Annotated in this window: 24 protein-coding genes; 5 read left to right on the top strand and 19 right to left on the bottom strand. The window is 68.0% G+C overall.

Translation table 11 applies throughout. The features are described from left to right. Positions 1-18: 18 nt before the first annotated feature. The gene (locus tag ACQVDU_RS03750) at positions 19-1,356 is read right to left on the bottom strand and encodes a hypothetical protein (RefSeq protein ID WP_363494977.1); all 1,338 of its coding nucleotides are present in this window, start codon (positions 1,354-1,356) and stop codon (positions 19-21) included. A gap of 155 nt (positions 1,357-1,511) precedes the next feature. Here ACQVDU_RS03750 and ACQVDU_RS03745 point away from each other — a divergent pair, with 155 nt between their 5' ends. Further along, positions 1,512-2,222, top strand: a complete 711-nt coding sequence (locus ACQVDU_RS03745) for a DUF4191 domain-containing protein (RefSeq protein ID WP_300592363.1) — start codon at positions 1,512-1,514, stop codon at positions 2,220-2,222. 15 nt (positions 2,223-2,237) lie between these two features. Here the strand turns inward: ACQVDU_RS03745 and ACQVDU_RS03740 are convergent, their stop codons facing one another. Next, on the bottom strand, positions 2,238-2,633 hold the full coding sequence (locus ACQVDU_RS03740) for an RDD family protein (protein WP_300592360.1): 396 nt from the start codon (positions 2,631-2,633) through the stop codon (positions 2,238-2,240). 141 nt (positions 2,634-2,774) lie between these two features. On the opposite strand from ACQVDU_RS03740, the gene glnA reads away from it, so the two are divergent. Then, positions 2,775-4,199, top strand: coding sequence for a type I glutamate--ammonia ligase (glnA, locus tag ACQVDU_RS03735; protein WP_300592357.1), 1,425 nt, complete (start codon positions 2,775-2,777; stop codon positions 4,197-4,199). Between the two features lie 306 nt (positions 4,200-4,505). Here glnA and ACQVDU_RS03730 read toward each other — a convergent pair whose 3' ends face one another. The 16 genes from ACQVDU_RS03730 to ACQVDU_RS03655 all read right to left on the bottom strand — a co-directional run bounded on the left by ACQVDU_RS03730 (position 4,506) and on the right by ACQVDU_RS03655 (position 23,242). After that, complete coding sequence (locus tag ACQVDU_RS03730) at positions 4,506-6,020, bottom strand: multicopper oxidase family protein (RefSeq protein ID WP_292711017.1); 1,515 nt, start codon at positions 6,018-6,020, stop codon at positions 4,506-4,508. Continuing rightward, a complete protein-coding gene (locus ACQVDU_RS03725; RefSeq protein ID WP_292711014.1) occupies positions 6,017-7,027 on the bottom strand; it encodes a DMT family transporter in 1,011 nt (336 codons plus the stop codon). Before ACQVDU_RS03725 ends, ACQVDU_RS03730 begins: the two co-directional genes overlap by 4 nt. Beyond that, positions 7,024-7,341 carry a DUF2933 domain-containing protein gene (locus tag ACQVDU_RS03720; protein WP_292711011.1) on the bottom strand — a complete coding sequence of 106 codons (318 nt, stop codon included), beginning with the start codon at positions 7,339-7,341 and terminating at the stop codon, positions 7,024-7,026. The genes ACQVDU_RS03725 and ACQVDU_RS03720 overlap by 4 nt, the downstream gene beginning before the upstream one ends. Beyond that, on the bottom strand, positions 7,331-8,389 hold the full coding sequence (locus tag ACQVDU_RS03715) for a type II glyceraldehyde-3-phosphate dehydrogenase (protein ID WP_443476267.1): 1,059 nt from the start codon (positions 8,387-8,389) through the stop codon (positions 7,331-7,333). Before ACQVDU_RS03715 ends, ACQVDU_RS03720 begins: the two co-directional genes overlap by 11 nt. Positions 8,390-8,427: 38 nt before the next feature. Beyond that, positions 8,428-8,577, bottom strand: coding sequence for a hypothetical protein (locus ACQVDU_RS03710; protein ID WP_292711006.1), 150 nt, complete (start codon positions 8,575-8,577; stop codon positions 8,428-8,430). Continuing rightward, positions 8,574-11,780: an HAD-IA family hydrolase gene (locus tag ACQVDU_RS03705; protein ID WP_443476266.1), complete on the bottom strand. Its 3,207-nt coding sequence runs from the start codon at positions 11,778-11,780 to the stop codon at positions 8,574-8,576. The genes ACQVDU_RS03710 and ACQVDU_RS03705 overlap by 4 nt, the downstream gene beginning before the upstream one ends. Positions 11,781-11,799: 19 nt before the next feature. After that, on the bottom strand, positions 11,800-14,412 hold the full coding sequence (locus ACQVDU_RS03700; protein WP_300591204.1) for a heavy metal translocating P-type ATPase: 2,613 nt from the start codon (positions 14,410-14,412) through the stop codon (positions 11,800-11,802). Next, entirely contained in the window at positions 14,409-16,856 is a 2,448-nt protein-coding gene (locus tag ACQVDU_RS03695; RefSeq protein WP_443476265.1) for a phosphoketolase family protein, read from the bottom strand. The genes ACQVDU_RS03700 and ACQVDU_RS03695 overlap by 4 nt, the downstream gene beginning before the upstream one ends. 52 nt (positions 16,857-16,908) lie before the next feature. After that, on the bottom strand, positions 16,909-17,760 hold the full coding sequence (locus ACQVDU_RS03690) for a F510_1955 family glycosylhydrolase (RefSeq protein WP_292710992.1): 852 nt from the start codon (positions 17,758-17,760) through the stop codon (positions 16,909-16,911). Between the two features lie 211 nt (positions 17,761-17,971). Beyond that, a complete protein-coding gene (locus ACQVDU_RS03685; protein WP_300591619.1) occupies positions 17,972-18,598 on the bottom strand; it encodes a DUF305 domain-containing protein in 627 nt (208 codons plus the stop codon). A 110-nt stretch (positions 18,599-18,708) separates the two neighbouring features. Further along, positions 18,709-19,188 (bottom strand): DUF6153 family protein, encoded by a 480-nt coding sequence (locus ACQVDU_RS03680; RefSeq protein ID WP_300591617.1) that lies wholly within the window; start codon positions 19,186-19,188, stop codon positions 18,709-18,711. 155 nt (positions 19,189-19,343) lie between these two features. Next, positions 19,344-19,925 (bottom strand): hypothetical protein, encoded by a 582-nt coding sequence (locus tag ACQVDU_RS03675; RefSeq protein ID WP_138178304.1) that lies wholly within the window; start codon positions 19,923-19,925, stop codon positions 19,344-19,346. A 29-nt stretch (positions 19,926-19,954) separates the two neighbouring features. Then, on the bottom strand, positions 19,955-20,245 hold the full coding sequence (locus ACQVDU_RS03670; RefSeq protein ID WP_366945417.1) for a YHS domain-containing protein: 291 nt from the start codon (positions 20,243-20,245) through the stop codon (positions 19,955-19,957). A 27-nt stretch (positions 20,246-20,272) separates the two neighbouring features. Further along, positions 20,273-22,558: a heavy metal translocating P-type ATPase gene (locus ACQVDU_RS03665; protein WP_443476264.1), complete on the bottom strand. Its 2,286-nt coding sequence runs from the start codon at positions 22,556-22,558 to the stop codon at positions 20,273-20,275. After that, positions 22,555-22,908 carry a heavy-metal-associated domain-containing protein gene (locus ACQVDU_RS03660; protein WP_138172298.1) on the bottom strand — a complete coding sequence of 118 codons (354 nt, stop codon included), beginning with the start codon at positions 22,906-22,908 and terminating at the stop codon, positions 22,555-22,557. Before ACQVDU_RS03660 ends, ACQVDU_RS03665 begins: the two co-directional genes overlap by 4 nt. A 49-nt stretch (positions 22,909-22,957) precedes the next feature. Then, positions 22,958-23,242: a metal-sensitive transcriptional regulator gene (locus ACQVDU_RS03655; protein ID WP_045246014.1), complete on the bottom strand. Its 285-nt coding sequence runs from the start codon at positions 23,240-23,242 to the stop codon at positions 22,958-22,960. 94 nt (positions 23,243-23,336) lie between these two features. Between ACQVDU_RS03655 and ACQVDU_RS03650 the strand changes: the two genes are divergently transcribed. The 3 genes from ACQVDU_RS03650 to ACQVDU_RS03640 all read left to right on the top strand — a co-directional run bounded on the left by ACQVDU_RS03650 (position 23,337) and on the right by ACQVDU_RS03640 (position 24,911). Continuing rightward, complete coding sequence (locus tag ACQVDU_RS03650; RefSeq protein WP_228162877.1) at positions 23,337-23,858, top strand: AAA family ATPase; 522 nt, start codon at positions 23,337-23,339, stop codon at positions 23,856-23,858. Between the two features lie 160 nt (positions 23,859-24,018). Continuing rightward, entirely contained in the window at positions 24,019-24,423 is a 405-nt protein-coding gene (locus ACQVDU_RS03645) for a four-helix bundle copper-binding protein (RefSeq protein ID WP_292710973.1), read from the top strand. Further along, positions 24,420-24,911, top strand: a complete 492-nt coding sequence (locus ACQVDU_RS03640) for a DUF305 domain-containing protein (RefSeq protein ID WP_252370853.1) — start codon at positions 24,420-24,422, stop codon at positions 24,909-24,911. Before ACQVDU_RS03645 ends, ACQVDU_RS03640 begins: the two co-directional genes overlap by 4 nt. Here the strand turns inward: ACQVDU_RS03640 and ACQVDU_RS03635 are convergent. Beyond that, positions 24,908-26,059: an acetate/propionate family kinase gene (locus tag ACQVDU_RS03635; RefSeq protein ID WP_292711164.1), complete on the bottom strand. Its 1,152-nt coding sequence runs from the start codon at positions 26,057-26,059 to the stop codon at positions 24,908-24,910. The genes ACQVDU_RS03640 and ACQVDU_RS03635 overlap by 4 nt on opposite strands. Between the last annotated feature and the right edge of the window lie 221 nt (positions 26,060-26,280).

The following is a 26,280-nucleotide window of genomic DNA, read 5'->3' as shown; positions in this document are numbered from 1 at the left end:
GGCAAGAACGTACCAGCGCTACGCAGATGGCTGCTGCGTGAGGTCGAGAACCTCACGCAGCAGCCATCTGTCGTCGTGACGTGCAATCACAACGAGCTGCGGCGGAAAGCCGTCGGCCTCGGCGCGAACGACCGCGACATCCCCGTACTCATCGACCAGATGAAGGGTCCGAAGAGCAGCAGGAGCGGCGGCGGCGCCGGTAGCGAATGCCACATCCCCACGCTCGGCAACCGTCCCCACGCAGGCGGCATCCCCGGCACACGTCGACATGGCGTCGAGAATGACGCCCGCCACGCGAGGCAGATCAGGCGCGTCCGCCTCGAGTCGGGAGCTGGACGAGGCAGTTTCGCCGGTATCCGGCGAGATGGCATCTCCGGTCGGTGCACTTTCTGCTGGCGCACTGCGCGCATCAGGCGCCAGGACCGTGACAGCAATAGCCAGGACCACGCCTACGGCAACTGCACCAATGACCAGCCGACCCCGCCCGACAGGGCGCCCCGCTCTCGGGCCACGTCGAAATGAACGCAGAGCGCCACGGGCAGAGGCAGCCACGTCCGCGAGAGTCTCATGCCATCCGCCATCGCCACCGCGCACGAGCCGATCGAAGGCACCAGGCTCATCAGGCGGCACGACCCGCGACTCGGCCCGCAGGTGGGCCTCAACCACAGCCGGGCTCGGAACCAGCCGCACAGTGGCCGGGGCTTCGGACGACGGACGAAGCGGCCCGGGCTCGACCCACTCGAACACGGCTCGCTCACAGGCATCGAAGCCACCTGCGCGGTGGTCATCGGCTCGCAAGACAGCCACGATGGCATCCCGGACGGAGCCACCCCGCGCATCATCGAGCGGAAGTCGGTTCAGGATGCGGCATGCGCTCTCCCGAGCGGGTTCCGCGCCGGGCCCGAGCGCGAAGACGGGCCTGGCGGAGCCGGACAGCCACCATGCTCCGCCGAGATCCTTCCCAGCTGCAGCACGCAGCTCGTACGCCCCGCGCAACAGGCTGATCATGATGGTGGCACACTCCGGTTCCGTGAGAGGCGACCGCCGGCTCTCACGAGTCTCGAGATACGTTTCGAGGGGCTCCCGGCACGCTTCGACCAGCGCACCGACTGCGGCTTCAGAGCGCGAGGCGCCCATGTGCACGACGTCGAGTGCCCGGAGCACGTGCGTGTCATCCTGTGGCGTCCAGAACAGCTCCCCGGCAGGCACCTGTTCAGGATCGATCAGCAGGTGGACACCTGCCGGGCTGCGCACGAGCGTTCCCGCGTAGGGTGACTCTCTTGTCGTGACACGACGCAGCGGGGTGAACGCGATCAGGAACGGATCATCCGCCCACCCGGGCATTGCATCACTCATGTCCCCAGCCTGAGTAGCAACATCACCCGCGCAATAAGCCCGTCGCCGATGCGGGGACCCGCAAGCCCGATCGCAGCCTGGGGAGGAGCTCGCGCGGATGCGGCTGGACGAGGCCGCTACTCATGCAGCGCGTCCGTGCCGGGTACGCTGGAGGGATGGCAGCACGCGCGTCCTCACCCGAGAAAAGGCCAGGCTTCTTCTCCCAGCTTCGTACCCTGTACACGTTCACCCAGCAGACCTACCGAGGTCTCCCCTGGCTGCTCGTCGGCGTCGTGCTCGCCGGTGCCGCCCTCGGTGTTGGCATCGGGTTCCTCATTCCCCCGGTCGCTGTCTGGAGCATCATTCTCTGGGGTGTCACCGGTCTTCTCTTCGGTGTCCTGATGGGTCTGACCCTGACGACCCGGCTGTCGACACGCGCCATGTACAAGCGCATCGACGGCGTACCCGGCGCCACCGGCCACGTGATCTCCACATCGCTCGGCCGCTCGTGGCAGGCGAACGAGAACCCCGTCGGCGTTAATCCGAAGACCCAGGAAGCGGTTTACCGTGTCATCGGCCGCGGTGGCGTCGTCATCATCGGTGAGGGCTCACGCGGGCGTCTGACCCGGCTGGTCAACGACGAGCGCCAGAAAGTTCAGCGGGTGGCATCCGGTGTACCGCTGACAGTGATCTACGTCGGGCACGGCGACGAGGACGTGCCGATCTCACAGCTCGCGACACGGATCAAGAAGTTGCCGAAGAAGATCGACCGCGCAACGATGGCTGCCGTCATCAAGCGAGTCGACTCGGTTTCCCAGACGTTGACGTCGCTGCCGATTCCTAAGGGCATCGATCCCACCAAGGTTCGGGCACCGCGCCCCCGCTGAGTCCTGGCAGCGCGGTCAGCGGCTGCGAAGCAGGACTGTGCCCGCCGCCTTGTCGTGTAACCCGCGCTGATCGGCATCCCAGATGACAGCCGGGATCACCACGATCAGCAACAGGGTGCGCAGCACCGGTCGCCACAGACCCACCCAGCCCCCCTCCACGCGCTGGAGCGTCAACCCGAAGATCCGATGTCCGGGGCTGCCCTGCAGCGTCGGCAAGAAGGCGATCTGAATGAGCGCAAAGATGCCGAGAATGGCGAGTGCGTCCCACCCGAAGAACCCCGAGATGAGATACGCCGCACCGTAGTCGACGCACAACGCACCGACTCGACGGCCGAGGCGACCGATCGATCCGGGCCCAGACTCCGGAAGTCCGAGGCGTTTACCGGGGTAGTCCTGGGCAACTGAGGTCACCGGAAGAGCCTATCTGGGCGAGCCGATTCGACAGGCTCGTAACATGCCCGAAACAATAGGGACACGGCAGGGCAATCCCTGCCGACTACCGTTTTGGGAAACCCGACACGGGTATCACCACGCCCTACCTCTGGAGTCTTCATGTTCAAAGATTCATCTGAGGTGCTGAAGTTCATCAAGGACGAGGACGTCAAGTTCCTCGACATCCGTTTCACGGATCTTCCCGGTGTGCAGCAGCACTTCAACATTCCGGCATCCACCGTCGACGAGGACTTCTTCACCGTCGGCCAGCTGTTCGACGGATCCTCGATCCGCGGTTTCGCGAACATCCACGAGTCGGACATGCAGCTCATCCCGGATGTCACGACGGCGTACCTTGACCCGTTCCGCGAGGCCAAGACGCTGATCATGATCTTCGACATCTACAACCCCCGTACGGGCGAGATTTACCACAAGGACCCGCGTCAGGTTGCCAAGAAGGCAGAGAAGTTCCTCGCCTCGACCGGCATCGCAGACACCGCATTCTTCGCACCCGAGGCTGAGTTCTACATCTTCGATGACGTGCGCTACGAAGTGAAGCAGAACACGAGCTTCTACTCCGTCGACTCGTCTGAGGGCGCGTGGAACACCGGCCGCGAGGAGGACGGCGGCAACCTCGCCAACAAGACTCCCTACAAGGGCGGCTACTTCCCCGTCTCGCCGGTCGACAAGACCGCCGACCTGCGTGATGACATCACGCTGAAGCTGATCGAGTCCGGCTTCGTGCTCGAGCGCTCGCACCATGAAGTCGGTACCGGTGGCCAGCAGGAGATCAACTACCGCTTCGACACGATGGTGCACGCGGCAGACGACATCCTGAAGTTCAAGTACATCGTCAAGAACACGACGCACGAGTGGGGCAAGGTCGCGACCTTCATGCCCAAGCCGCTGTTCGGCGACAACGGCTCGGGTATGCACACCCACCAGTCGCTGTGGCTCGATGGCAAGCCCCTCTTCTACGACGAGGCCGGCTACGGTGGACTGTCGGACATCGCCCGGTGGTACATCGGTGGTCTGCTCGCACACGCCCCCGCGGTGCTCGCCTTCACCAACCCGACGCTCAACTCGTACAAGCGTCTGGTCAAGGGCTACGAAGCTCCCGTCAACCTGGTCTACTCGGCCGGTAACCGCTCGGCGGCCATTCGTATCCCGATCACCGGAACCAACCCGAAGGCCAAGCGCATCGAGTTCCGGGCGCCCGACGCATCGGGCAACCCGTACCTCGCGTTCGCCGCGCAGATGATGGCCGGCCTCGACGGCATCATCAACCGCATCGAGCCGCACGAGCCGGTCGACAAGGACCTGTACGAGCTGCCCCCCGAGGAGGCCAAGCTCATCCCGCAGGTGCCGAACTCGCTGCTCGACTCGCTCGACGCGCTGCGCGCCGACCACGAGTTCCTGCTGCGTGGCAACGTGTTCACGCCCGAGCTCATCGAGACCTGGATCGACTACAAGTTCGAGAACGAGATCCAGCCGATGAACGCCCGTCCTCACCCCTTCGAGTACGAGCTGTACTTCGGGGTCTGATTCCGAGGGGTTTTGGGACCGCACTCCCGGTCTCAGAGGCCAGCAATTTACTGAGCCCCAGGCGGCAGTCGCCGTCTGGGGCTCAGTCTACCTCTGGACGTTTACGGACGGCTACGGGCGGTAAACGGACAGGTTTTCGGACGGGACGGACGACCGCTTCTGCGGTGCCGTCAGCGGCTGCGGCGCGGCCAGGCTGACCGACAATCAAGCCGCGTCGTGTGACGATGCGGTCACACCGCATTGACCCACGGCCCCCGTCCGGTCGACGGCGCTGTTACCTGTTCACTGTCGTGACCGGGTCCGTAGTCACGCCCGATAGCCGATCACCGTGGTCATGCCGGTTTCTGCGTGGTAGATGTTGTGGCAGTGGGCGACCCAGAGGCCGGGGTTGTCGGCGTCGAAGTCGACGGTGAGGGTCTGTTGCGGCAGGATGATCGAGGTGTCCTTCCGGGGGCCGCCGTCTTGATGCTGGTAGGTGTGACCGTGCAGATGGAAGGGATGCCACATCGTCGTCTGGTTGTCGATCGTGAGCCGGACACGCTCCCCCTGCCGGATCTCATGTGCGCCTCGGAGCGGGTCGCTCATGTCGAAGCGGCGGCCGTCGACGCCCCAGTCGTAGGCGGCCATGCTTCCGGTGAGCGCGATGGAGACCTGTCGATCGGGCCCTCTTGTCGGCAGCGTTACCTCACCGGCTGCCCTGAGTAGGTCTGCGGTACCGACGCGGTCGCTGTCCAGTTCCGGGACGCTTACGTCGACTGCAGGCACCGAGCCGTCGCCGGTGCGGACGAGCGCGAAACCGCGGTCGCGTTTGCCTTCGGCTTGCGCGATCAGGGGGAAGACGCCATCTGCAAGGGTGATGACCGCGTCGTATCGCTCTCCCATGCCGATGAGGATGCTGTCGACTTCGCTCGGAGTGACGGGAAACCCATCCGTGTGAGTGATCGTGAGCGTGTGTCCGCCGACTACGACGCGGAATGCGGTGTCGCTACCGGCGTTGATGATCCGAAGCCGAATCCGCTGACCAGGCGAGGCAGTGAACTGGGCGGGGTCCCCAGCCGGTTTCCCGTTGATGAGGTAGGTCGGGTAGTAGACGTCACCGGCGTCGCCGCCGAGTAGGTCGGACGTGGCGCCCATGAGCGTGTTGCCCATGCGCATGAACATGTCGCCTGTCATCGTTCCCATCCCCCGGCTCAACTCGGCGAGGACCTCGTCGGGAGTGGCGGTAACGCCGTCGAGCCAGTCGTCGAGGATGATGACCCATTCGTCGTCGTAATCTCCGGCCTCGGCAGGATCCTCGACGATCAGTGCTCCGTAGAGGCCGCGGTCCAGCTGCACCCCGACGTGGGGGTGGAACCAGTAGGTTCCAGGGTCGGAGGCGATGAACTCATAGTCGAAGCTCTCGTCGGGCCGAATGGGCTGCTGGGTGACTGGCGGTACGCCGTCCATGTCGTTGCGCAGTGCGAGCCCGTGCCAGTGCACGGAGGTGTCGGTGTCCAGCTGGTTGCGCACGGTCGCTTTCAGTGTGTCTCCAGCGCCGAGACGGATCACGGGGGCCGGGATCGAACCGAACGCCCAGGTGGCTGCGGTGGTCCCGGCGAGGTCAAGCGCACTGGGTGCGGCGGTCAATGTCGCGGTGGTGACCTTGCCGGTGCCTCCGCGGCGGCGTTCGGCCTCCCGCACGGGGGCGCCGTCGGGCTGCACCCAGTTCGCAGCGGGAGCGCAGGAGGCCAGCGCAATGGTCGCGAGGGTGCCGACGCTAACGCCGAGGAACGCTCGTCGTGTGAGCAGGAAGCGGGTACGCGGGTCTGATGGCACAGTCATCGGTGTTTCCTCTCGGGTCGCATGGGGTGGCGGTGACTTTCGTCTCGTCCGTCCGAGTCGGGCGTTGCGTGTTCGGCGGTTCGTGGGACGGTAGCTACTGCCGCGATTCCCGCCGCGGAGGATCGGCACCGGGATCCCGCTGCGAGCAAGGCCATCGAGATCAGCACGATGACAATGCCGATCCAGCCCCACAGACCGGGGTCTTCCCGCAGGACCACCAGGGACAGGAGCACTCCGAACACCGGCACGAGCAGGGTCCACGCAGCGAGGATGTCAAGACGGGCACGTCGGGTTTCGGTGAACCACGCGACTGTCGTCGCGGCGGTCCCGACCAGCGACAGGAACAGGAGGGCGAGAAGGAACGGGATGCTCCAGTAGATCCTCGGGGGTCCTTCCGCGAAAGCGGCGGTGCCAGCGAGGAGAGCCCCTCCGATGAGCAGTTGCGCGGCGGCCACGAATCGCGGGTCCGCCTGCACGATCCGCCCGATGAGGGTGCCGGCAGTCGTAGCGGCCGCCGAGGTCAACGCGATCCACGCCCCACTGCCAAGCCCTACCGGCAACACGATCACGAGCAGCCCGGCGAAGCCGAGGGCGATGGCGACGATGGCGACGGGGGTGGGGCGTTCGCGATAGATCCACCACGCGGGCAGAAGGATGAGGATCGGCTGAGCGTTGGCGAGCACCGACACGATTCCGGTAGACAGTCCGGTAGCAGCGCCGAACATCGTCGCGAACACCACGGCGATGTTCACCGCTCCGAGGCAGACAACGAGCGCCCAGGTCCGCGGGTCGCGCGGGATCGGCACCCGTTGGATGCCGATGAGCAACGCGAGGGCGGCACCAGCGATGAGGGCCCGCAGTGCCGCGAGCCACAGCACCGGCGCGTCCTCAAGGGCGATGGTGATGCCGACGAAACAGGAACCCCAGGCTGCCGTGATCCACAGCATCCGCCAGGGCCGAGGATGTCCGACTGGGGTGGCACGCAGCCACGGGTGGGCGACGGTCATGACGGATCGCGGGGGCCATTGCTGGTCTCACCGTCGACGGCGGCGCCATCCTGGCGAGCACCGCCTGCGTGGTCGTGATTGGTGTGATGGCTGCCGCCGTGGTGGCCGTGGCCGAAGATGTGCATCGCTGCCATGCCAATGATCGCCACATATGGGAGGGCCGCGAGCACGTGCGGCAAGTGGTCGATGAACAGGTAGATGACGATTCCGACGACGGCCAGGCCGATGATGGCCCAGGCAGACAGGGGCATCCGTCGCCGCGGCGCAGCGACACCTGGTTCCTGACCGGGGTGCGGATGCTGGTCATCGGTCATGGTCGGAGTCCTCCGGACGGGTGAGAAAGTCCTGGCGCATGCCAAGGCTCTTGTCAGTAAGGCGGATCGAGGTCTCGGCATCGGTGACGGTGCCGGAGAGGGCGCGGATCGCGTCGATGGTCTCGGGCACGACGATGGCCTCGTTGTAGACCTGGTAGGCGAGGTACGCTTCGTTGCCGGTGACGGTGACCAGGTCTTCCCATATGGCGACTTCCCACATGTCCCCTCGGGGCCGGCCGAGGTCGCGCATCAGCTCGATGGTGGAATTGAGGGCGATCAAGCCGTCGGACATGCGGATGAAGGCTATGCGGGGCGCGGCACGGAGGGCGTCCAGCACCTCATCCCGGGCGGCCTCCCGGGATAGTTGCAGTGTCCAGAAGTGGGTGTGCGTCTGGGTGTGGGCGCCCTTGGCTGCGATGGTGACGACATCCAGGCCCGGGAGAACGGTCTGCGCGTCGGGACCTTGGTGGGAGGGGATGGTCGGCTCCGGGACCATCGTGTTCATGATGCCACCCAGGTGCGACTCCCACGGGTCGGTGGCGCGGCGGATGAGCACTCCGCGGGCGCGCTGAAGCAGCCCCGCCGTGTCCAAGGCGCCGAGGACGCGGACGATGCTGGTCGTATTGCAGGACACCACCCGGGTGCTGTCGCGGCCGAGGGCGGTGGCGTAATTGGCTTGGGCGACGAACGAATGCCCAGTGGTGGCGTGGGATTCGCCACCCTGCAGCACCGCTTTCACCCCAGCCCCGCGGTAGCGCTCCAGGTTGCGGGCCGCGACATGCTTGGGGGTGGTGTCGACGATCACGTCGCACTGCGTGAGCAGCTCGTCGAGGCTCCCGCGGACGGTCACACCCGCGTCGTGCATACCCTGCCGCACCTCAGCGGTGGAGGCGAACACGGGCAATCGGTTCGCGGCGGACTTGATGCGCCAGTCGGTGGCGATGTCCGCGACGCCGATCAGGCGCATGTCCGGTTGCAGGAGGATCGCGTCAGCGACGCGCTTGCCGATGACACCATAGCCGTTGACGCCGACTCGGATGGGGTTCATGAGCGTGCCTTTCTGAGAGGGTGCGGGGGGCGCGGTCGTCATCGTCGCCGCCGCGTGGTCCATAGCAGATAGCCGCCGAGGGAGGTGACCGCGCCCGCGCCGGCACCGATCAGGCCGGTGGCCAGGCCGAGGCCATGCCTCTCCAGAACCGATGCGATCCGCCGGTATCGGCGCCGGTGCGTGCTCATCGAGACTCCTTGGAGACGGAGCGTGTCCTGGCATCAGCTGAGCGGACGGCGAACACCTTCGTTTCGCCGGCGGAGAGCTGGCCGCCGTCGCTGCCGACGCGCAGCCGGATGACTGGGGCCGTGGTCGGGTGGGCGTGCAGTTCTAGACCGCTTCGGCCGAGAGTCACGTCGAGGAGATGGTCGCGATATCTGACCTGGAACGCGACTCGGGTCAGGTGTGGAGGGAGTTGCGGCGCGAAGGTCAGCTCGTCGTCGCCGACGGTCATGCCGGCGAAGGAGCGGACGGGCAGATCTACCGTGCCGGCCATCGCACCCAGGTGGATCCCTTCGCGAGTCGTGCCGCCTTGGGAGTCGTCGAGGTCGGCGATCAGGGCTTCGCGGAACGCGATCCACGAGCGTGCAGGGTCGATGCCGGCCAGGACAGAGGCGTTCACGACGCGGCTGAGCGTAGAACCGTTGGCGGTTCGGGTCAGGTAGTAGTTGACGGTGCGGACCAGGTCGGCCTCGGAGAACGGGTAGCCGAGGGCGGCGAGCTGCTTACGGAGCCCGTGACGGCCGAGAAGGTAGACGAGCATGACGACGTCGGGCTGCTTGGCGAGCTTGTACCGATTGGTGCTGTCGTTCTCGGATTCGAGGATGAGATCGAGTCGGCCGATGTTCCCGTACTCGTCGCGGTAGTGACCCCAGTCCAGCTCCTCCAGGTCCTCATAACCGTCGAACTGGGTGAGGATCCCATCGGCGTGGAACCCGACGGTGAGCCGTCTGCTCAGGCGCGCCCAGAGCGCGATCTCGTCGTCGGTGACGTTGAGCCGGTCGCACAGGCCGTCGGCTCGGTAGCCGGCCAGGACTCCCAGCGTGTCGCCGGCCCGCTGGGCGACCCAAGAGGCCAGGACATTGGTGTAGGTGTTGTCGCGCAGCCCGGTGCCGGGAGCGTCCGGCGGGCCATCGTGGAACTCGTCGGGACCCATCACTCCGGCGATGTGGAATCTGTCCGTGGTCGGGTCGTGTTCGGCGAGGGAGGCGAACAGGCGGGTCACCTCGATGATGAGCTCGGCGCCGCGCTCGGCGAGCCAGTCGAGATCGCCGGTGGCCTGATAGTGCTGCCAGGCGTTGTGGGCGATGGCGAGCCCGACGTGACGCTGGCGACGTGAGTTGTCCGGCATCCATCTGCCGGAACGCGGGTTGTAGAGCGCGGTGGGCGTCTCCTCGCGGCCGTCGCTGCCGCTCTGCCAGGGAAACAGCGCCCCGCCCAGGCCGGCGGCCGTCGCGGCTGTGCGAGCTTCGTTCAGGCGCCGCCACCGGTACTCGATCAGCGACCGGCTCACTTGCGGGGCGCGGGTGTCGAGGATGGGCAGCACGAAGACCTCGTCCCAGAAGACGTGACCTCGATACCCCTCACCGTGCAGGCCGCGTGCGGGCACCCCTGCGTCGAGCGCGGTGGTGTGAGTGGACACGGTCTGCAGCAGGTGCAGGACGTGCAGATTCAGTACGAGTTGACTGTGCGTATCGGCGTCCAGCGTCACCGCGAACAGGTGCCAGAGGCGTCGCCATTCCGCCTCGTGCCGTTCGAGGAGCCCTGCGACATCCTGGCCGCGCCTCTCGAACAGGTCGAGTGCGGCGGCACTCGGTTCGCTGATGGCTCGGTCGTGGGAGGTGAAGATCGCCGCGGTCTTGGTGAGAGTGACCGCTCGGCCCCGTTCCAGCTCGACGCGGAACTCTCGCGTTGCCTGCGAGGCCGTTTCGGTGAGGTGTTCCGTCACGGCGGCGGCACCGGTCAGACGCGTGCGGACGGCGGTGACGATACGGATCCGGCTCTGCCGGGTGTGTGTCTCGCACACGGTGATGTCGTCGGCGTGGCGGAACGCCGGCGGGGCGAGGTGTGTGGTGTCCGAACCGATATAGGCGGCCACGTTGGAGTTGCGTACCCCCGCGTCGACTCCTGCTCGCAGGGTGAGCGTGCCGTTCCAGTCGGGTGCACTGATCGTGGTCTCCAGGACGGCCAGGTGAGGGTCGTCCATGGAGATGAAGGACCTCTGCACGAGGAAGAGCTGATGCCCGTCCGGGCCGGCAAGGACGGCGCGGCGTGTGGCGAGCCCGCGTCGGAGGTCGAGCTCGCGTCGTTCGCTGAGCGTCGGCGCCTGTCCGGAGGAAAGCCATGGTCCGTTTCCGATTCGGAGGTCCACCGGAAGCCAGTTCGGTGTGTTGACGAGGTGTTCTTCTTCGACAGCGCGGCCGTGGATAGTGCTCATCAGTCGGTTGTAGACGCCAGCGAGGTAGGTGCCCGGGTAGTGGATGCCGTCGTCGTGGTGCTCGGGACGTACCCCTCGCGTCACCAGATAGCCGTTGCCCAGCGCGGTGAGTGTCTCCCGGTGCCCCTCGTGCGCGGGGTCGAAGCCTTCGTAGACCAGCCGCCAGGGATCCGTCGTGGAGAGGCCCAGATCCAGCTCGCCGACATCGTTGAGCACGACGTCGGCGCCCGCGGCTTCGAGTTGCTCGCGCTGTTCGGCGCGGTCGATTCCGACGACGAGCCCGAAACCGCCGCGTTGGCCGGCTTCCACGCCGGCGACCGAGTCCTCGACGATCGCAATGCGAGCGGGAGGAACGCCGAGGCGGCGTGCTGCCTCGGCGAACATGTCGGGGTAAGGCTTGCCCTGCAAGTGATGCGTGAGCGCGGTTTGGCCGTCCACGACCGTGTCGAAGGCGCCGGTAAGACCAGCTGTGTTCAGCAGTTGCTGCGCGTTTCGACTCGCGGTGACCAGACCGGCCGGTACGGCCGCGTCCCGCAGGCGCCGCAGCAGCGCTGCCGTGCCCGGATAGACCCGCAGTCCGCGCGTGCGCAGCTCGGCAAGGAAGAGTGCGTTCTTGCGCGCGGCGATCCCGGCGATCGTCCATGCCGACGGTGGGTCGTCGGATTGCCCGGCATCCAGCCTGACGCCGCGGGCGGCGAGGTATCTCGCCACTCCGTCCTCTCGGCTCCGCCCGTCCACGTATCGCCGATAGTCAGCCACCGGGTCGAAGGTGTTCTGCGGATCATCCACGTGGACGCGCGAATCTCGCAGCACCTCGTCGAAGAGCTGCTTCCACGCGGCGGCATGGCTGGCGGCGGTGTTCGTCACGACGCCGTCCAGGTCGAAGAGGACTGCGTCGTAGGCAGTGTCAAGACGATGAGTCCTCTGCGCCTGCGATCGCCGATCGGCCCTCATCGTGACGCACCGTGAGGGTTCATGACGCACCGCCGGACGCCGAGGCCGTGGTGGGAGTGCTCGCGGTTGCCGGATCGGCCGGGGCGGGCAGGCGCAGCCGCTTCAGAAGGAGCGCGTTGACTGCGACGATGACGCTGGAGCCGGACATGCTGATGGCGGCGATCTCTGGGGTGAGCATGATCCCGAAGGCCGGGTAGAACACTCCGGCAGCGATGGGCAGCGCGATGGCGTTGTATCCGATGGCCCAGCCAAGGTTCTGCCGCATCTTCCGTAGCGTTCCCTTGCCGATCTTCAGCGCGATTGCGACGTCCAGCGGGTCGGAGCGCATCAGCACGACGTCGGCGGTCTCGATCGCGACGTCGGTGCCAGCGCCGATCGCGATGCCGAGGTCCGCCTGGGCGAGGGCGGGCGCGTCGTTGACGCCGTCGCCGACCATCGCGACCTTCTTGCCGGCCTTTTGCAGCTCGGCGATCTTCGCGGACTTGTCCTCGGGGAGCACGTCGGCGATGACCGTGTCGATGCCCAGCAGCGACGCGATCCGTTCGGCGGTGGGCTTGTTGTCGCCCGTGAGCATCGCCACCTCGATACCCTGCTCATGCAGCGCGTCGATCGCTGCTCTTGCGGTGTCACGGGCGGCATCGGCAAGGGCGATGACCCCGGCGATCTTCCCGTCGACAGCGAACATGATCGCGGTGCGACCACCGTTGGCGAGGGCCTGCTGCTGCGCGGCGACCGCGCTGGTGTCGATGCCCTCGGACGCCATCAGCCGAGCGTTGCCGAGGACGACCTGCTTCCCGTTGACGGTCGCGATCGCCCCCTGCCCGGTGACGTTGCGGAATGCCGTCGCGGTCCGCCGAGGGATGCCGCGCTCGTCGGCATAGGTCACGATCGCTTTCGCCAGCGGGTGCTCGGACTCTCGCTCGAGCGCCGCAGCGAGGGACAGCAGCTCCAGGTCGTCCGTGCCGACCGGGAGGTAGTCGGTGACCTCCGGTTCGCCCTTGGTGAGGGTGCCGGTCTTGTCCAACACGACTGTGTCGATGCGGGCGGCGGTCTCGATCCCGGAGGCGTTCTTGAACAGCACGCCGCGCTTGGCGCCCAGGCCGGTGCCGACCATGATCGCGGTCGGGGTCGCGAGTCCGAGAGCGTCGGGGCAGGTGATGACCACGACGGTGATGGCGAACAGGATCGCCATCGGCACGTCCATCCCGGCGAGGAACCAGACCAGGAAGGTGAGGGTGCCGCCGATCAGGGCGACCAGGACGAGCCAGAACGCCGCCCGGTCGGCAAGACGCTGCCCGGGTGCCTTGGAATTCTGCGCCTCCTGCACGAGCTTGACGATCTGCGCGAGCGCGGTGTCGGCGCCGACCTTCGTCGCCCGCACTCGCAGCGTGCCGACGGTGTTCACGGTCGCGCCGATCACCTCTGAGCCCGGCGCCTTCTCAACCGGCATGGACTCGCCAGTGACCATCGACTCGTCGACCTCGGACTCCCCTTCATCCACCGTGCCGTCGGTGGGGATCTTCGCCCCGGGGCGGATCAGCATCAGGTCGCCAGGGACCACCTCGGACGTGGGGATCTCCACCTCCTCGCCACCGCGGATGACGACTGCGCGGGCCGGGGCGAGCTCCAGTAGGCGGCGGATGGCGTCGTTCGCCCCACCGCGGGCACGCATCTCCACCCAGTGCCCGAGCAGCACGAAGGTGGCCAGCACGGTCGCGGCCTCGTAGAACACCTCGCCGCCGCCGGTGAGGGTGATGATCAGGCTGTAGATCCAACCGGCGCCGACGCCGACCGCGACCAGCACCATCATGTCCAGTGTGCGGGCGCGCAGGGCCCGGTAGGCCCCGTCGAAGAAGATCCAGGCCGAGTAGAAGATCACCGGCAGCGACAGGATCAGCATGAACACGTCATCGCGCAGCCCGAACGGGGCCGGCACCTCGAACCCGATCACCTCCCGGCCGATCGGCGACCACAGGGTGATCGGGATCGACAGGATCAGCGCGACCAGGAACCGGTTGCGCATGTCGCGGATCATCGCGTCCATCGACATCCCGCCGTGCCCGCCGTGGCCCATCATCTCCTGCGCACTGTGCCCGGACGCCTCCGTCCCGTGATCGTGCCCGTCCGCGGCGGTTGCCGGATGGCCAGCATGCTCATCACCCGCGCCCGCCGCCGGGTGGGCGTGCTCGCCAGCGACCGCGGTACCAACGTGATCGTGTCCGTCCGCTGCGATTGCCTGATGGCCTTCATGCCCGTCGTGCCCGTCGTGCGGTTCATGGCCAGCATGCTCGGGATGCCCGCCGTGATCGGTGCGCGCCTCGTGGCCCCCGTGGCCGACATGCGTGTCGTGCCCCTGCGTGGTCGCGTGGTCGTGCGGCTCGTGGGTGGGGTCGCAGATGTGGTCGGGCACGGACTGCCCGGCGCAGTGGTACCCGCATTCGATGACCCACTGCTGCAGGTACGCGACGGAGGTGGTCTGCGGATCGTAGGTGACGGTCGCGGTCTGCGAGACGGGGTTCGCGTCGACGCTGATCACACCCGGCTGGCGGGCCAGGTGGGCTTCGGTGACATTCTTCGAAGTCGCGCGGATCATGCCGCTGACCTGCAACGTCACGGTCTTGGTGTCGTTCATTGGGGTTCCTTCCCGATGGCGAGGTCGGTGGTGCCGGGATGGGGCCATTGCCAGTCGGCGACGGCGGGGATGTCGGTGCCGTGCTCGCGAGTGTGGGCGCGGGCGCGCAACCGGGCGTCCTGCAACTCCTGACGCAGTTCGGCGCGACGTGCGGCCAGGCCTGGGACGTGGTCCAGAACGTCGATCGCGAGCCGGTACCGGTCCAGGTCGTTGAGCATGACCATGTCGAACGGGGTCGTGGTGGTGCCCTTCTCCACGAAGCCGTGGACGTGCAGGTTCTGGTGCCCCGCGCGCTTGTACGTGAGCCGGTGGATCAGCCACGGGTAGCCGTGGTAGGCGAAGATCACCGGCTTGTCGGGAGTGAAGATCGCGTCGAACTCCCTATCCGACAGTCCGTGCGGGTGCTGGTCCTCGGACTGCAGACGGGTCAGGTCGACGACGTTGACGACCCGCACGCTCAGCTCCGGGATGTGCTCGCGCAGCAGCGCGGCCGCGGCGAGGGTCTCGAGGGTGGGCACGTCTCCGGCAGCGGCGAGGACGACATCCGGCTCGGTGCCTTCGGTCTCGGTGCCGGCCCAGGGCAGGATGCCGAGCCCGCGGGTGCAGTGCTCGATCGCCTCATCCATGGTCAGCCACTGCGGGGCGGGCTGCTTGCCGGCGACGACGACGTTGATGTACCCGGTGGAACGCAGGCAGTGGTCGTAGGTGGACAGCAGGGTGTTCGCGTCGAACGGCAGGTAGACCCGCACGACGTCGGGGCTCTTGTTCAGCGCGACGTCGATGAAGCCGGGGTCTTGGTGGCTGAATCCGTTGTGGTCCTGCCGCCAGACGTGACTGGACAGCAGGTAGTTGAAGCTCGGGATGGGCTCCCGCCACGGCACATGCCGGGCGGCTTCGAGCCACTTGGCGTGCTGGTTGAACATCGAGTCGACGATGTGGGTGAATGCCTCGTAGCAGTTGAACAGCCCGTGTCGCCCGGTCAGCACGTAGCCTTCGAGCCAGCCCTGGCACTGATGCTCGCTGAGCACCTCGATCACGCGGCCGGTCGGGGCGAGGTGCTCGTCTACCGGGAGCACGGCCGCGTTCCACTGTTTGCCGGTGGCTTCGTAGACGGCGGGTGCGATCCGGTTGGAGGCGGTCTCGTCGGGTCCGAAGATGCGGAAGTTGTCCGGGTTGTCCCGGATCACATCGGCAAGCCATTCTCCGAGCACCCGAGTCGCCTCCGCCGATGTGGCGCCCCGCCTATCCGGGTGAACCAGGTGGGCGTACGCGCGGAAGTCACCGAGGCGCAGCGGGACGCTCAGCTGCCCGCCATTGCCGACGGGGTTCGCGCTCATCCGCCGCGCGCCGTCTGGCGCGACCGCGACCGTCGCCGGGAGCGGGGCGCCGGCGGCGTCGAAGAGTTCGTCGGGACGGTAGGAGCGAAGCCAGTCCTCGAGGATCCGCAGATGCTCCGGGTTGTCGCGGACCTCGGCGAGCGGGACCTGGTGGGCGCGCCAGGTGCCCTCCACGGGGAGCCCGTCGATGACCGGCGGGCAGGTCCAGCCTTTCGGGCTGCGCAACACGATCGCCGGCCACACTGGCCGCCCCTCCAAAGTTCCGTTCGCGGCGCGGCCCTTGATGTCGGCGATGCGGTCCAGCACCGTGTCCAGCACTCCCGCGAACCGCGCGTGAGACTCCCGCGGGTCCTCGTCGTCGAAGCCGACGGTGACGACGAACGGCTCGTGACCGTAGCCGCGCAGCAACGCGACCAGCTCCTCCTCGGGGATGCGGGACAGCACGGTCGGGTTGGCGATCTTGTAACCGTTCAGGTGCAGGATCGGCAGGACGACGCCGTCGTGGGCGGGGTTGAGGAACTTGTTGCCGTGCCAGGCCGTGGCCAGCGGCCCGGTCTCAGCCTCCCCATCGCCGATCACGCACGCGACCAGCAGGCCCGGGTTGTCGAACGCGGCGCCGTAGGCGTGCACGAGGGAGTACCCGAGCTCCCCGCCCTCGTTGATCGACCCGGGCGTCTCCGGGGACGCGTGCGAGGGGATGCCACCGGGGAAGGAGAACTGCCGGAACAGCGCCCGCAGCCCGTCCTCGTTCTGAGCGATCTGGGGGAACAGCTCCGTGTAAGTGCCGTCGAGATAGGCGTTGGCAACCATCCCCGGCCCGCCGTGCCCTGGCCCCGTGACGTACAGGGTGTCCAGGTCGCGGTCGATGATCGCCCGGTTCAGGTGCGCGTAGAGGAAGTTCAGCCCCGGGGTCGTGCCCCAGTGCCCCAGCAGCCGCGGCTTGATGTCGTCACGGGTGAGGGGCGTGCGCAGCAGCGGGTTGCCCTGCAGGTAGATCTGCCCGATGCTCAGATAGTTCGCCGCGCGCCACCACGCGTCCACCCCGGACAGGGTTTCCGCGGTGAGCGGGGTGGTGTGGCGGACCCAGCGGGTCGATGTCGTGCTCATGGTCGGTGTCCTCCGGATCCGCGGCTGCAGCGGCCGCCGGGTGTGATGGTGTTCATGATCGTGCTCCTGACGGGAGGACCACGGTGGCTTCGGTGCCGCGCATCCACACGACGCCGCGGTCGTCGACGAGCACGATCGCGCCGTCGGCGGTGGTGCCGAGCGCCTGGACGGTGCCGCTGGCCGTTCCGGACCTCTCCCAGCCGGCGCCGTTGAGGCGCCAGAGGGCGCCGTCAGTGTCGACGCCGACCAGCCCGCCCGCCGGATCAGACTCCAGCAGGTACAGCAGCGGCGCGTCGGGGACAGGGGCGAAGGTGGCTCCGGCATCGCGGCTCTCCTGGACCCCATCCTGCGTCGCCGCGTAGAGGGCGCCGTCGAGTGTGGCGGCAAGGTCGACGGCAGGCAGATTGGCGCCGTCGACCCAGGTGGTTCCGCCGTCGGGGCTGGTGCGCACGGTGATCGAGCTGGACCCGATCCCGTAGATCGCCTCGGCGGTGGCGGTGAGGACGTGGAAGTCTTCCTGCCCGGTGAAGGCGACCGGCTCCCAGGTGGCGCCGGCGTCGATGCTGCGGACGATGCCGAGGTTGTGCTCACCGAGCTCGGTCGGCGTGGCCGGTCCCGGGTGCCCGGATGCGTAGAGCGTGTCGCCGTGGGCGGTGAGGCCCATCGCGTCGAAGTCGTTGCCTCCCACCGGGCCTGCGAGCACGCCGGCGGCAGTGAGCGTGTACAGGCCCGTGTGCGCGCCGAGCAGCACGGTGCCCTCACCGAGGTCGATGATGCCGTGCACATGCCCGAACGCAGGCTCGGTCGGTGCGGGCGCCGGGGCGGTAGAGCCCGCGCAGCCGGCCAGGAGGAGCCCGACGGCGACGATTGCCGCCGCGGCGACGGTGATGGTTTGGCTTCTCATGCGATGGCTCCGATGAAGAGAACAGTCGCCACGGACAGGATGATCAGGGCGAGGAGGATGGCCACCAGGGAGGCGGCCAGGGTGCGGGACGTCATGACGGGGGCCTTTCGACGGGTCACGCTGCCGGTTCCTGGAAGCGATGGCCTGGCGGGTCGCCGGGGCTCGGGCGGAGCCGGCTTGGTATCGGCTCCGCCCGAGGGGCCGGGGGGGGTCAGAGGGTGGCGAGGATGTCCTGCATCGTGGTGATCTCGTCGGTCTGCCCGTCGATGATCTGCTGCGCCAGCGCGGCGACATCCGGGTTCTGCCCGTTGTCGAGCACCATCTCGGCCATCATGACCGCGCCCTGGTGGTGGGTGATCATGCCCTCCAGAAACAGGCGGGTCGCCTCGACACCGGTAGCGGCATCGAGGGCCGCCATGTCCTCCTCGGACATCATCCCGTCGCCGTGGTCCATGCCCTCCATGCCGCCGATGCCGGACATGGAGTCGTCGTAGGGGATGCCCCAGTCCTCGAGCCAGCCCTTCATGGTCTGGATCTCGGGATCCTGAGCGGCCTTGATCTGCTCGGCGAGGGCCACGACCCGCTCGTCGATGCCGTCCTTGGCCAGGATCTGATCGGCCATCTGGATGGCCTGCTCGTGGTGGGGGATCATCATCGTCACGAACATCTCGTCCGCCGAGTTGAACGACGCTTCCTCGGTGGTGTCGGGTGTCGTGCTGGTCATGCCGCCGGGGCCGTGATCCATGCCGGGCATAGAGCTGCCCGTGGGGGCGCAGCCGGCGAGCACGAGCGCGATGGCGAGAGCGCCGGTGGTCAGCGCGAGGGTACGGAAACGCATGAGAGGGGTCCTTATCTGTCAGTCGAAACGGGTGAGCTGATTCCGCCCGCCCGGGGTGGGCACGGCGAGAGAACCGTCCGGCACGCGGTCGCGCCGGCACGGGCGGGGAATCAGGTTCGACTGATGGACAGGACGAGGAGAGAGGGTGGTCGCGGGTGCGGCAGCGCGGCCAGGACAATGCGTCCGTGGAGTCGCAGCAGGGCGAGGGCGACGCCGAGGCGAGCCAGCAGGACCGGCGCCAGCAGCACGATGGCGGCGGCTAGCAGTGCTAGCGCGCACACCATCGTCAGCATCGAGTGATCCGGCACTCCGCCCGAGCCGCCACAGTCGCCTGCGCAATGACCGGCAGCAGCTTCGGAGTTCATGCCGGGCGTGGTCTCGGTCGCGGTGACGGCGCTCATGTCGGTGCCGGCGTCCACATGGGCGGATTCGAACGCGGTCGCCGTCGTGTCGGAATGCCCGCCCAAGAGGGTGCCGGTGAGTGTATGCATGGCCAGCAGGCCGCCGATCAGCAGAAGGGCGGTGGTGAAGGTCAGCAGGAGCCGGTGCAGCCCGGACCGGGCGTGCACGAGAGCTCGGATGTGGTTCACCGCCGACCTCCTTCCCGCATCCAGGTTACTCCGGGCGCGCCGGATTCTGATCGGCGCGCACCTGAGGCGACGCGCGAGCGTCGTGACCAGCCGAGTCGACTGAACCGGGCCGCGGTGCGGGCGAAGATCCTGGATGGCACGTGTCGGGCGCTCGGTCATCGTAGGCCGGCCCCGCTGCGATGGGACTTCTCGATCAGTGCGAGCAGCCCGAGGGTGTCGTCTTTGATCTGGGTGCGTCCGACGGCCGCCCAGTTGCGGTCCAGGTGGCGACGGAGGTAGTCGAGGACGTGCGCGAGGGCGACGGTGTGCCACGAGGCCGATTGGGCTGGATTCGCGGTATTGCCGAACGCGACGGCGCGAATCAGGTGACCTTCCGGGGCGGTGACCTGCCCGACCGTGAGCAGCTCTTGCACGAGGGCGGGCGCGTCGGCGGGTGAGCAGCAGCCGAACCGCGCGAAGGCGGCTTCCAGCACAGCGGGGTCGCGCATAGCCGGGTTGAGTTTAGGGGCGCCTTCCTTGACCTCGCCCACGATCATGTCCGGCATGCCCGGCCGGGCGCCGAGCGCAGGGTCCGGATCGTCGCCGGGTGCGCGGTTGAGCCGGATCGCGAGGATGTCCAGGTCGGTGACGGTGCGGGGCCTGTCGGCACCGGCCGCGTCCAGCACCGGGTACTCGGCGACGGTGAAGTATCCGTTTACCCGCAAGTACGCTTGCACCAATCCAACCGCGGTGTCCACCGTGCGCTCCGTTCTGTCGCCGTCGTCAGTCAGGCGGCGTGGGCGTAGCGGGCCGGGTCGGCGTCGAACAGCGGACCGCACTCGGGGCAGCAGAACCAGTAGCGGGCGCCCTCGTAGTCCCGGAACAGGCCGCGTTGCTCGGCCCACGCCGGATCGACCCGGTTGCCGGGCATCACCGGACAGGTCACCAGGTTCGTTGCCCCCGCCGGAGGCTCGTGATGGTGATGCTCGTGCGCGCTGTGATTCTGCGCTCCGTGAGCATGCTCGTGAGCGTGGTCATCCGTGTGGTCGCGCCCCGAGTGATCGTGGTCGTGGGACATGATGTCTTCTCCTTCTTGAGCGATGGGTCAGGCCCGGATCGGGGCGGGCTCCCGCGAGACCGGGGCTGCGCTGGGGGTCGGGACGGACAGGGGGCGGAAGCGGCGCAGCCGGAGGCTGTTGGTGACCACGAACACGCTGCTGAACGCCATAGCGGCGCCGGCGAGGATGGGGTTGAGCAGGGCGAGCATCGCGACCGGGATCGCGGCGACGTTGTACGCGAACGCCCAGAACAGGTTCCCCTTGATCGTGCCCAGGGTGCGGCGGGCCAGCCGGATCGCATCCGGGACCAGCATCAGGTCGCCGGAGACGATGGTCAGGTCCGCGGCGGTGATGGCCGCATCGGTGCCGGTGCCCATCGCGATGCCGAGGTCCGCGGCGGGGGCTGCGGCGTCGTTCACGCCGTCGCCGACCATCGCGACCACCCGGCCCGCGGCCTGCAGGTCGCGGATGGTGTCGAGCTTGCCCTGCGGGGTGACCCCGGCACGGACGTCCTCGATCCCGGCCTGGTCGGCGATCGCGCGGGCGGCGCCGGGGTTGTCGCCGGTGAGCAGGATCGGGGTCAACCCGAGCTCCCGGAGTCGGGCGATCGCCTCGGGGCTTGTGGGCTTGACGGTGTCGGCGACGCTGATCGTGCCGCGCATCTGCCCGTCCCACGCCACCACCGTCACGGTCGCTCCCGCCGATTCGTCCGCCGCGATCGTCGCGGCGAGCTCCTCGGGGACCGGGATGGCCCATCGCGTCGTGATCCACGAGGCGCGGCCGGCAGCGACCATCCGGCCCTCGACGATGCCGTGCACGCCCTGACCGGCTTCGGCGGAGAAGGACTCCACCGCGCCTGCCGCAACGGTCGCGGCGGCGGTGATGGCGCGGCCGATGGGGTGCTCTGAGCCGTGCTCCAGCGCGGCGGCGACTCGGAGCAGTTCCGCCGGGTCGGTGCCTTCGGCGGGGTGGATGCCGGTGACGGTCATGGTGCCGGCGGTGACCGTGCCGGTCTTGTCCAGCACGACGGTGTCGATGCGGCGGGTCTGCTCCAGCACCTGCGGTCCGCGGATCAGGATGCCCAGCTGCGCGCCGCGGCCGGTTCCCACCAGCAACGCGGTCGGCGTCGCCAGCCCGAGCGCGCACGGGCACGCGATGATCAGGGTCGTCACCGCGGCGGTGAAGGCGACCTCCAGCCCGGCTCCGGCGATCAGCCAGCCGGCGAACGCGGCCAACGAGAGGACGATGACGACGGGCACGAAGATCGCCGAGACCCGATCGGCGAGGCGCTGCACCTGCGCCTTGCCGGTCTGCGCCTCCTCGACCAGCCGGGCCATCCGGGCCAGCTCGGTGTCCGCTCCGACGCGGGTGATCTCCACCAGCAGGCGACCGCCGGTGTTCACGGTCGCGCCGACGACGCGGGAGCCGGGGCCGACTTCCACCGGCACGGACTCGCCGGTGAGCATCGACTCGTCCACCGCCGAGACGCCCTCGGCGACCAGGCCGTCGGCGGGGATCTTCTCGCCCGGCCGCACCACGACGCGGTCGCCGGGGACGAGCTGGCCGACGGGGATGCGCTGCTCGACGCCTGTCCGGAGGACCACCGCGTCCTTCGCGCCGAGCTCGAGCAGGGCTCGAAGCGCTTCCCCGGACTGCCGCTTGGCGCGGACCTCGAGGTAGCGGCCGAGCAGGATGAACACGGTCACCAGCGCGGCGACCTCCAGGTATACCTCGTGACCGCCGGACTGCGGGGTGCCGACGAAGGTGACGCTCATCCGCATCCCTGGCATCCCGGCGCCGCCGAAGAACAGCGCATACAGCGACCAGCCGAACGCGGCCAGCACGCCGACGCTGATCAGGGTGTCCATCGTGGCCGCGCCGTGGCGGGCGTTGATCGCCGCGGCCCGGTGGAACGGCCATGCCCCCCACACCACCACGGGGGCGGCGAGGGTCAGGGCGAGCCACTGCCAGGAGGTGAACTGCAGCGCAGGGATCATCGACAGCACCCCGACGGGCACCGCCAGAAGCGTCGAGATGATTAGCCGCTGCCGCAACGACAGCAGCTCCTCATCGCGAGGCGCACCAGCTTGCCCCTCGACGGGGTCGGTGGCGGGTGGGGCAGGAACGGTCGCCCCGTACCCCGCCTGCTCGATGGCCGCGATCAGCTCCTCCACCGCCACCGGGGACTCGGCGTGGACACGGGCCTTCTCGGTGGCGAAGTTGACGGTCGCCTCCACCCCGGGCAGCTTGTTCAGCTTCCGCTCGACCCGCGTCGCGCACGACGCGCACGTCATCCCGGTGATGTCGAGATCGACATCCGTAGCCGTACTCATGACGCGCTGGCGAGGCTGTATCCGGCCTCCTCGACCGCCTCCCTCACGCGGGCAGCGTCCACCGGGGCGGTGCTGGACACGGTCACCGTCGAGACGCCGCCCGCGTGCAGATCGACCTCGACGCCGGAGACGCCGTCGATGGCGGAGACCTCCTCGGTCACACTGCGCACGCAATGCGAGCAGGTCATCCCTTCCACCAGGAACTGCGCCGACACGCCACCCACCCCAGGCTGAGCCGGCGGTGCAGCCTCGGCCTTCGCCGCGGTGCCGTGCGTGGTCGGGCTGCAACACGCGCAACCGCCGCCGCTAGTCGCCTGCAGTCCGAGGTCCTGGAATCCCTGTCCGGTCATGATGTGCTCCCTTCGCGAGCATTGAATGAATGTTTGTGGGGACGAATGTTTAGGAGCGGACCAGCCGCGCGATCGCGGCGTTCGCCTCACGCAGCTTCTCCTCCGCGACGGGGCCACCCTCGGCGGTCGCCTGGGCGACGCAGTGCCCGAGGTGATCCTCGAGCAGGGTCAGCGCGACCGACTCCAGCGCCTTCGTCACCGCGGAGACCTGGGTGAGGATGTCGATGCAGTACACGTCCTCATCGACCATCCGCGCGATCCCGCGCACCTGACCCTCCGCACGACGCAACCGCGCCAGCAGCGCCTGCTTGTCATCCACGTATCCGTGTGCCATTCCGACCACCTCCTACCTGACCATATACCTACTAGGGGTATAGGGTACATGTCAGTCCAAATATTCCCGGAGAACGCAAATTGAAAGGGCGAACGTGACTAACTGGTACGTCATCACCGGTGGGCCTAGCTCGGGCAAGACCACGACCGTGAACCTGCTACGCGACCGCGGCTACACCACCACCATCGAGCACGCCCGCCACTACATCGATCTCCAGCGCATCGAGGGGCGAACCGTCGAGGAGGTCCGCGCCAAGCAGCGCGAGTTCCAGCGCGGCGTGCTGGACATGCAGCTCGCCGAGGAAGCCGCCCTCGATCCCGCCACGACGGTGTTTCTGGACCGGGCCATCCCAGACTCGCTGGCCTACTACCGCTTCCTGCAGCTCGAACCCGACCCGATCCTGGTGGCCGCGCTCGAGCAGGTGGACTACCGCACGACGTTCATCCTGGACCTGCTGCCGCTGGCGCCGGACTACGCCCGCACCGAGGACACCGCCGCCCAGCAGCGGATCCATCACCTGCTCACCGAGGTATACGCGGCGCTGCCGTTCCCGATCGTGCACGTCCCAGTGCTCGGGGCGCAGGAGCGGGTCGACTTCATCCTCGACCGGCTCTAGCGCCGGTCGCCGCTCCCGGGCGCCTACTGCCCGGGTGTGGAAGGCAGGACTCCTCATAACATACCCCCCTAGCGTATGCAAGCCGGTCGTCGACCGCTGCCGCCCGGCCTACGGTTCTTCGCAACCGACCCGATACGGGCCGACGAGAAGGAGGACTGAGATGACCATCGCGGATCAGATGCTCCGGACCCACCCGAAGGATCTGGGAGACCTCGATCAGGCGGCACTACTGGCCTGCATTCAGGCCTGCGTCGACTGCGCCCAGGCGTGCAGCGCGTGCGCCGACGCCTGTTTGAGCGAGGACATGATCGCCGACCTCACCAAGTGTGTGAGGACCAACCTCGACTGCGCGGACCTATGCGAGACAACCGGTCGCATCCTGTCGCGGCGCACCGGCTACGACGCGAACGTCACGCGAGCCACCCTGGAAGCCTGCCGCACCGCGTGCACGGCCTGCGCCGACGAATGCGAACAGCACGCCGGCATGCACGAGCACTGCCGGGTGTGCGCGGAAGCCTGCCGGACCTGCGAGCAGGCCTGCGAGAAGCTGCTCGGCCTGCTGTGAGCGACCACACCCCGCACGAACGGGCCTCGCACACCGGCGGTGCGAAGAGCTACCTGCGCCTGCTCATCGCGCTGGCCCTGAGCCTGGTGGTGATGTACTTCTTCACGTTCGCACTGATCAACGTCGTCGGCGATCTCTACCTGAACATCAGCAACCTCTACATGGCCCTGATGATGGTGTTCCCGATGGGCATCATCATGATCGCGATCATGTGGCGCATGTTCCCGAACAAGCCGCTCAACATCGGGCTCATCGTCGCATTCGCCCTGCTCACGGTCGGCGCGTTCTTCATGGGAAGGGCCGCGACGTTCGTGGGAAACCAGCAGTTCCTGGACTCGATGATCCCCCACCACTCCCGAGCCATCCTGCTCTGCGAACAGTCGAACATCACCGACCTGGAGATCAAAGACCTCTGCGGCGAGATCGTCGAGTCCCAGCAACAAGAAATCGATCAGATGAAGGACATCCTGCAGCGGCTCGGGAACTAGACCGGCCCTGCTGGATCAGCGTCGGGCCGAGTCACCGCGGCTAGAGACTGCCGGGCGATCTCGAGCTCCTCGTTTGTGGGCACGACCAGGACGGCGGTCGGGGAGCGGGAGTCGGAGACCGTCCGCGCCTCCCGCCCCGCCGTCGCGCGGTTGCGCTCGTCGTCGAGGCGAATCCCGAGACGCTCCATGCCGGAGACGGCGGCGGCGCGGGTCGCCGGGGCATTCTCGCCGACACCGCCGGTGAACACGATCGCGTCGGCGCCGCCGAGCTGGCCGAGGTAGGCGCCGAGGTAGTGCCGCAGCCGGTAGTGGTAGACCTCCAGCGCCGCAGTCGCGGCGGGATCGCCGGCGACCGCAGCCGCGTGGATGTCGCGCATGTCCTCGGTGCCGGCCAAAGCGCGCAAGCCGCTCTCGCGGGTCAGCAGCTCCTCAAGCTCGTCCCATCCGAGGCCCGCTCGGCCGAGGGCGATGAGCACTCCGGGATCGAGGTCGCCGGCGCGGGTGCCCATGACGAGTCCTGCCAAGGGCGTCATGCCCATCGAGGTGTCCACGGACCGCCCGCCGGCGATCGCGCAGGCGGAGGCGCCGTTCCCCAGATGGAAGACGATCAGCCGCAGCTCCGACAGCGGCCGCCCCAGCCGCTCGGCCGCCCGGGCGGAGACGTATTGGTAGGAGATGCCGTGGAACCCGTACCGGCGGATCCGATGCTGCCGGACGAGCTCCGGCGGCAGCGCATAGGCGGTGGCTGCCGGGCGCAGGGTGCGGTGGAACGCGGTATCGAACACCGCCACGTTCGGGACGCCGGGGAACACGGCGCGGGCGGCGCGGATGCCCGCGAGATTGACTGGGTTGTGCAGCGGCGCCAAGGCGGCGAGATCGTCGATCTGCTGCTCCACCTCGTCGGTGATCAGCGTCGCGGAATCGAACCGGCTGCCGCCGTGCACCACCCGGTGACCGATGACGCCGACAGGTTCATGGCGCAGCTCGGCAAGCAGATCCCGGATCGCGGCACCGTGCCCCGTTCCCTCGGAGGCATCGTGACCGAGCCGTTCCACGGTGCCGCCCCGGATTGCCGTTCCGGACTGCCCGTCGACCAGCCGCCACTTGATCGAGGAGGAGCCCGCGTTCAGCACCAGCACGACGGTCATCCGTAGCCCCCAGAAAGTGCTCAATCGTCATCGTCGTCGGATTCTATGTGCCATGAGTGGCCCCCCGTCGATGCCAACTCCGAACCTTCCACGCGTCGGTGCTTCTTGCGCCTGACGGCGTCCAACGAACAGCCGGAGTCGGCTAATCGGCGCGCTAGCGCGGTAGCGCCTCGGTCGCTCCCTCCCCCCTTTCGCGCGGCCTGCGGTATGAGAGGCGCGAC

The sequence above is a fragment of the Microbacterium sp. F2 genome (assembly GCF_052274505.1).
Lineage (GTDB): Bacteria > Actinomycetota > Actinomycetes > Actinomycetales > Microbacteriaceae > Microbacterium.
This window is presented reverse-complemented; position numbering and strand designations above follow the sequence as displayed.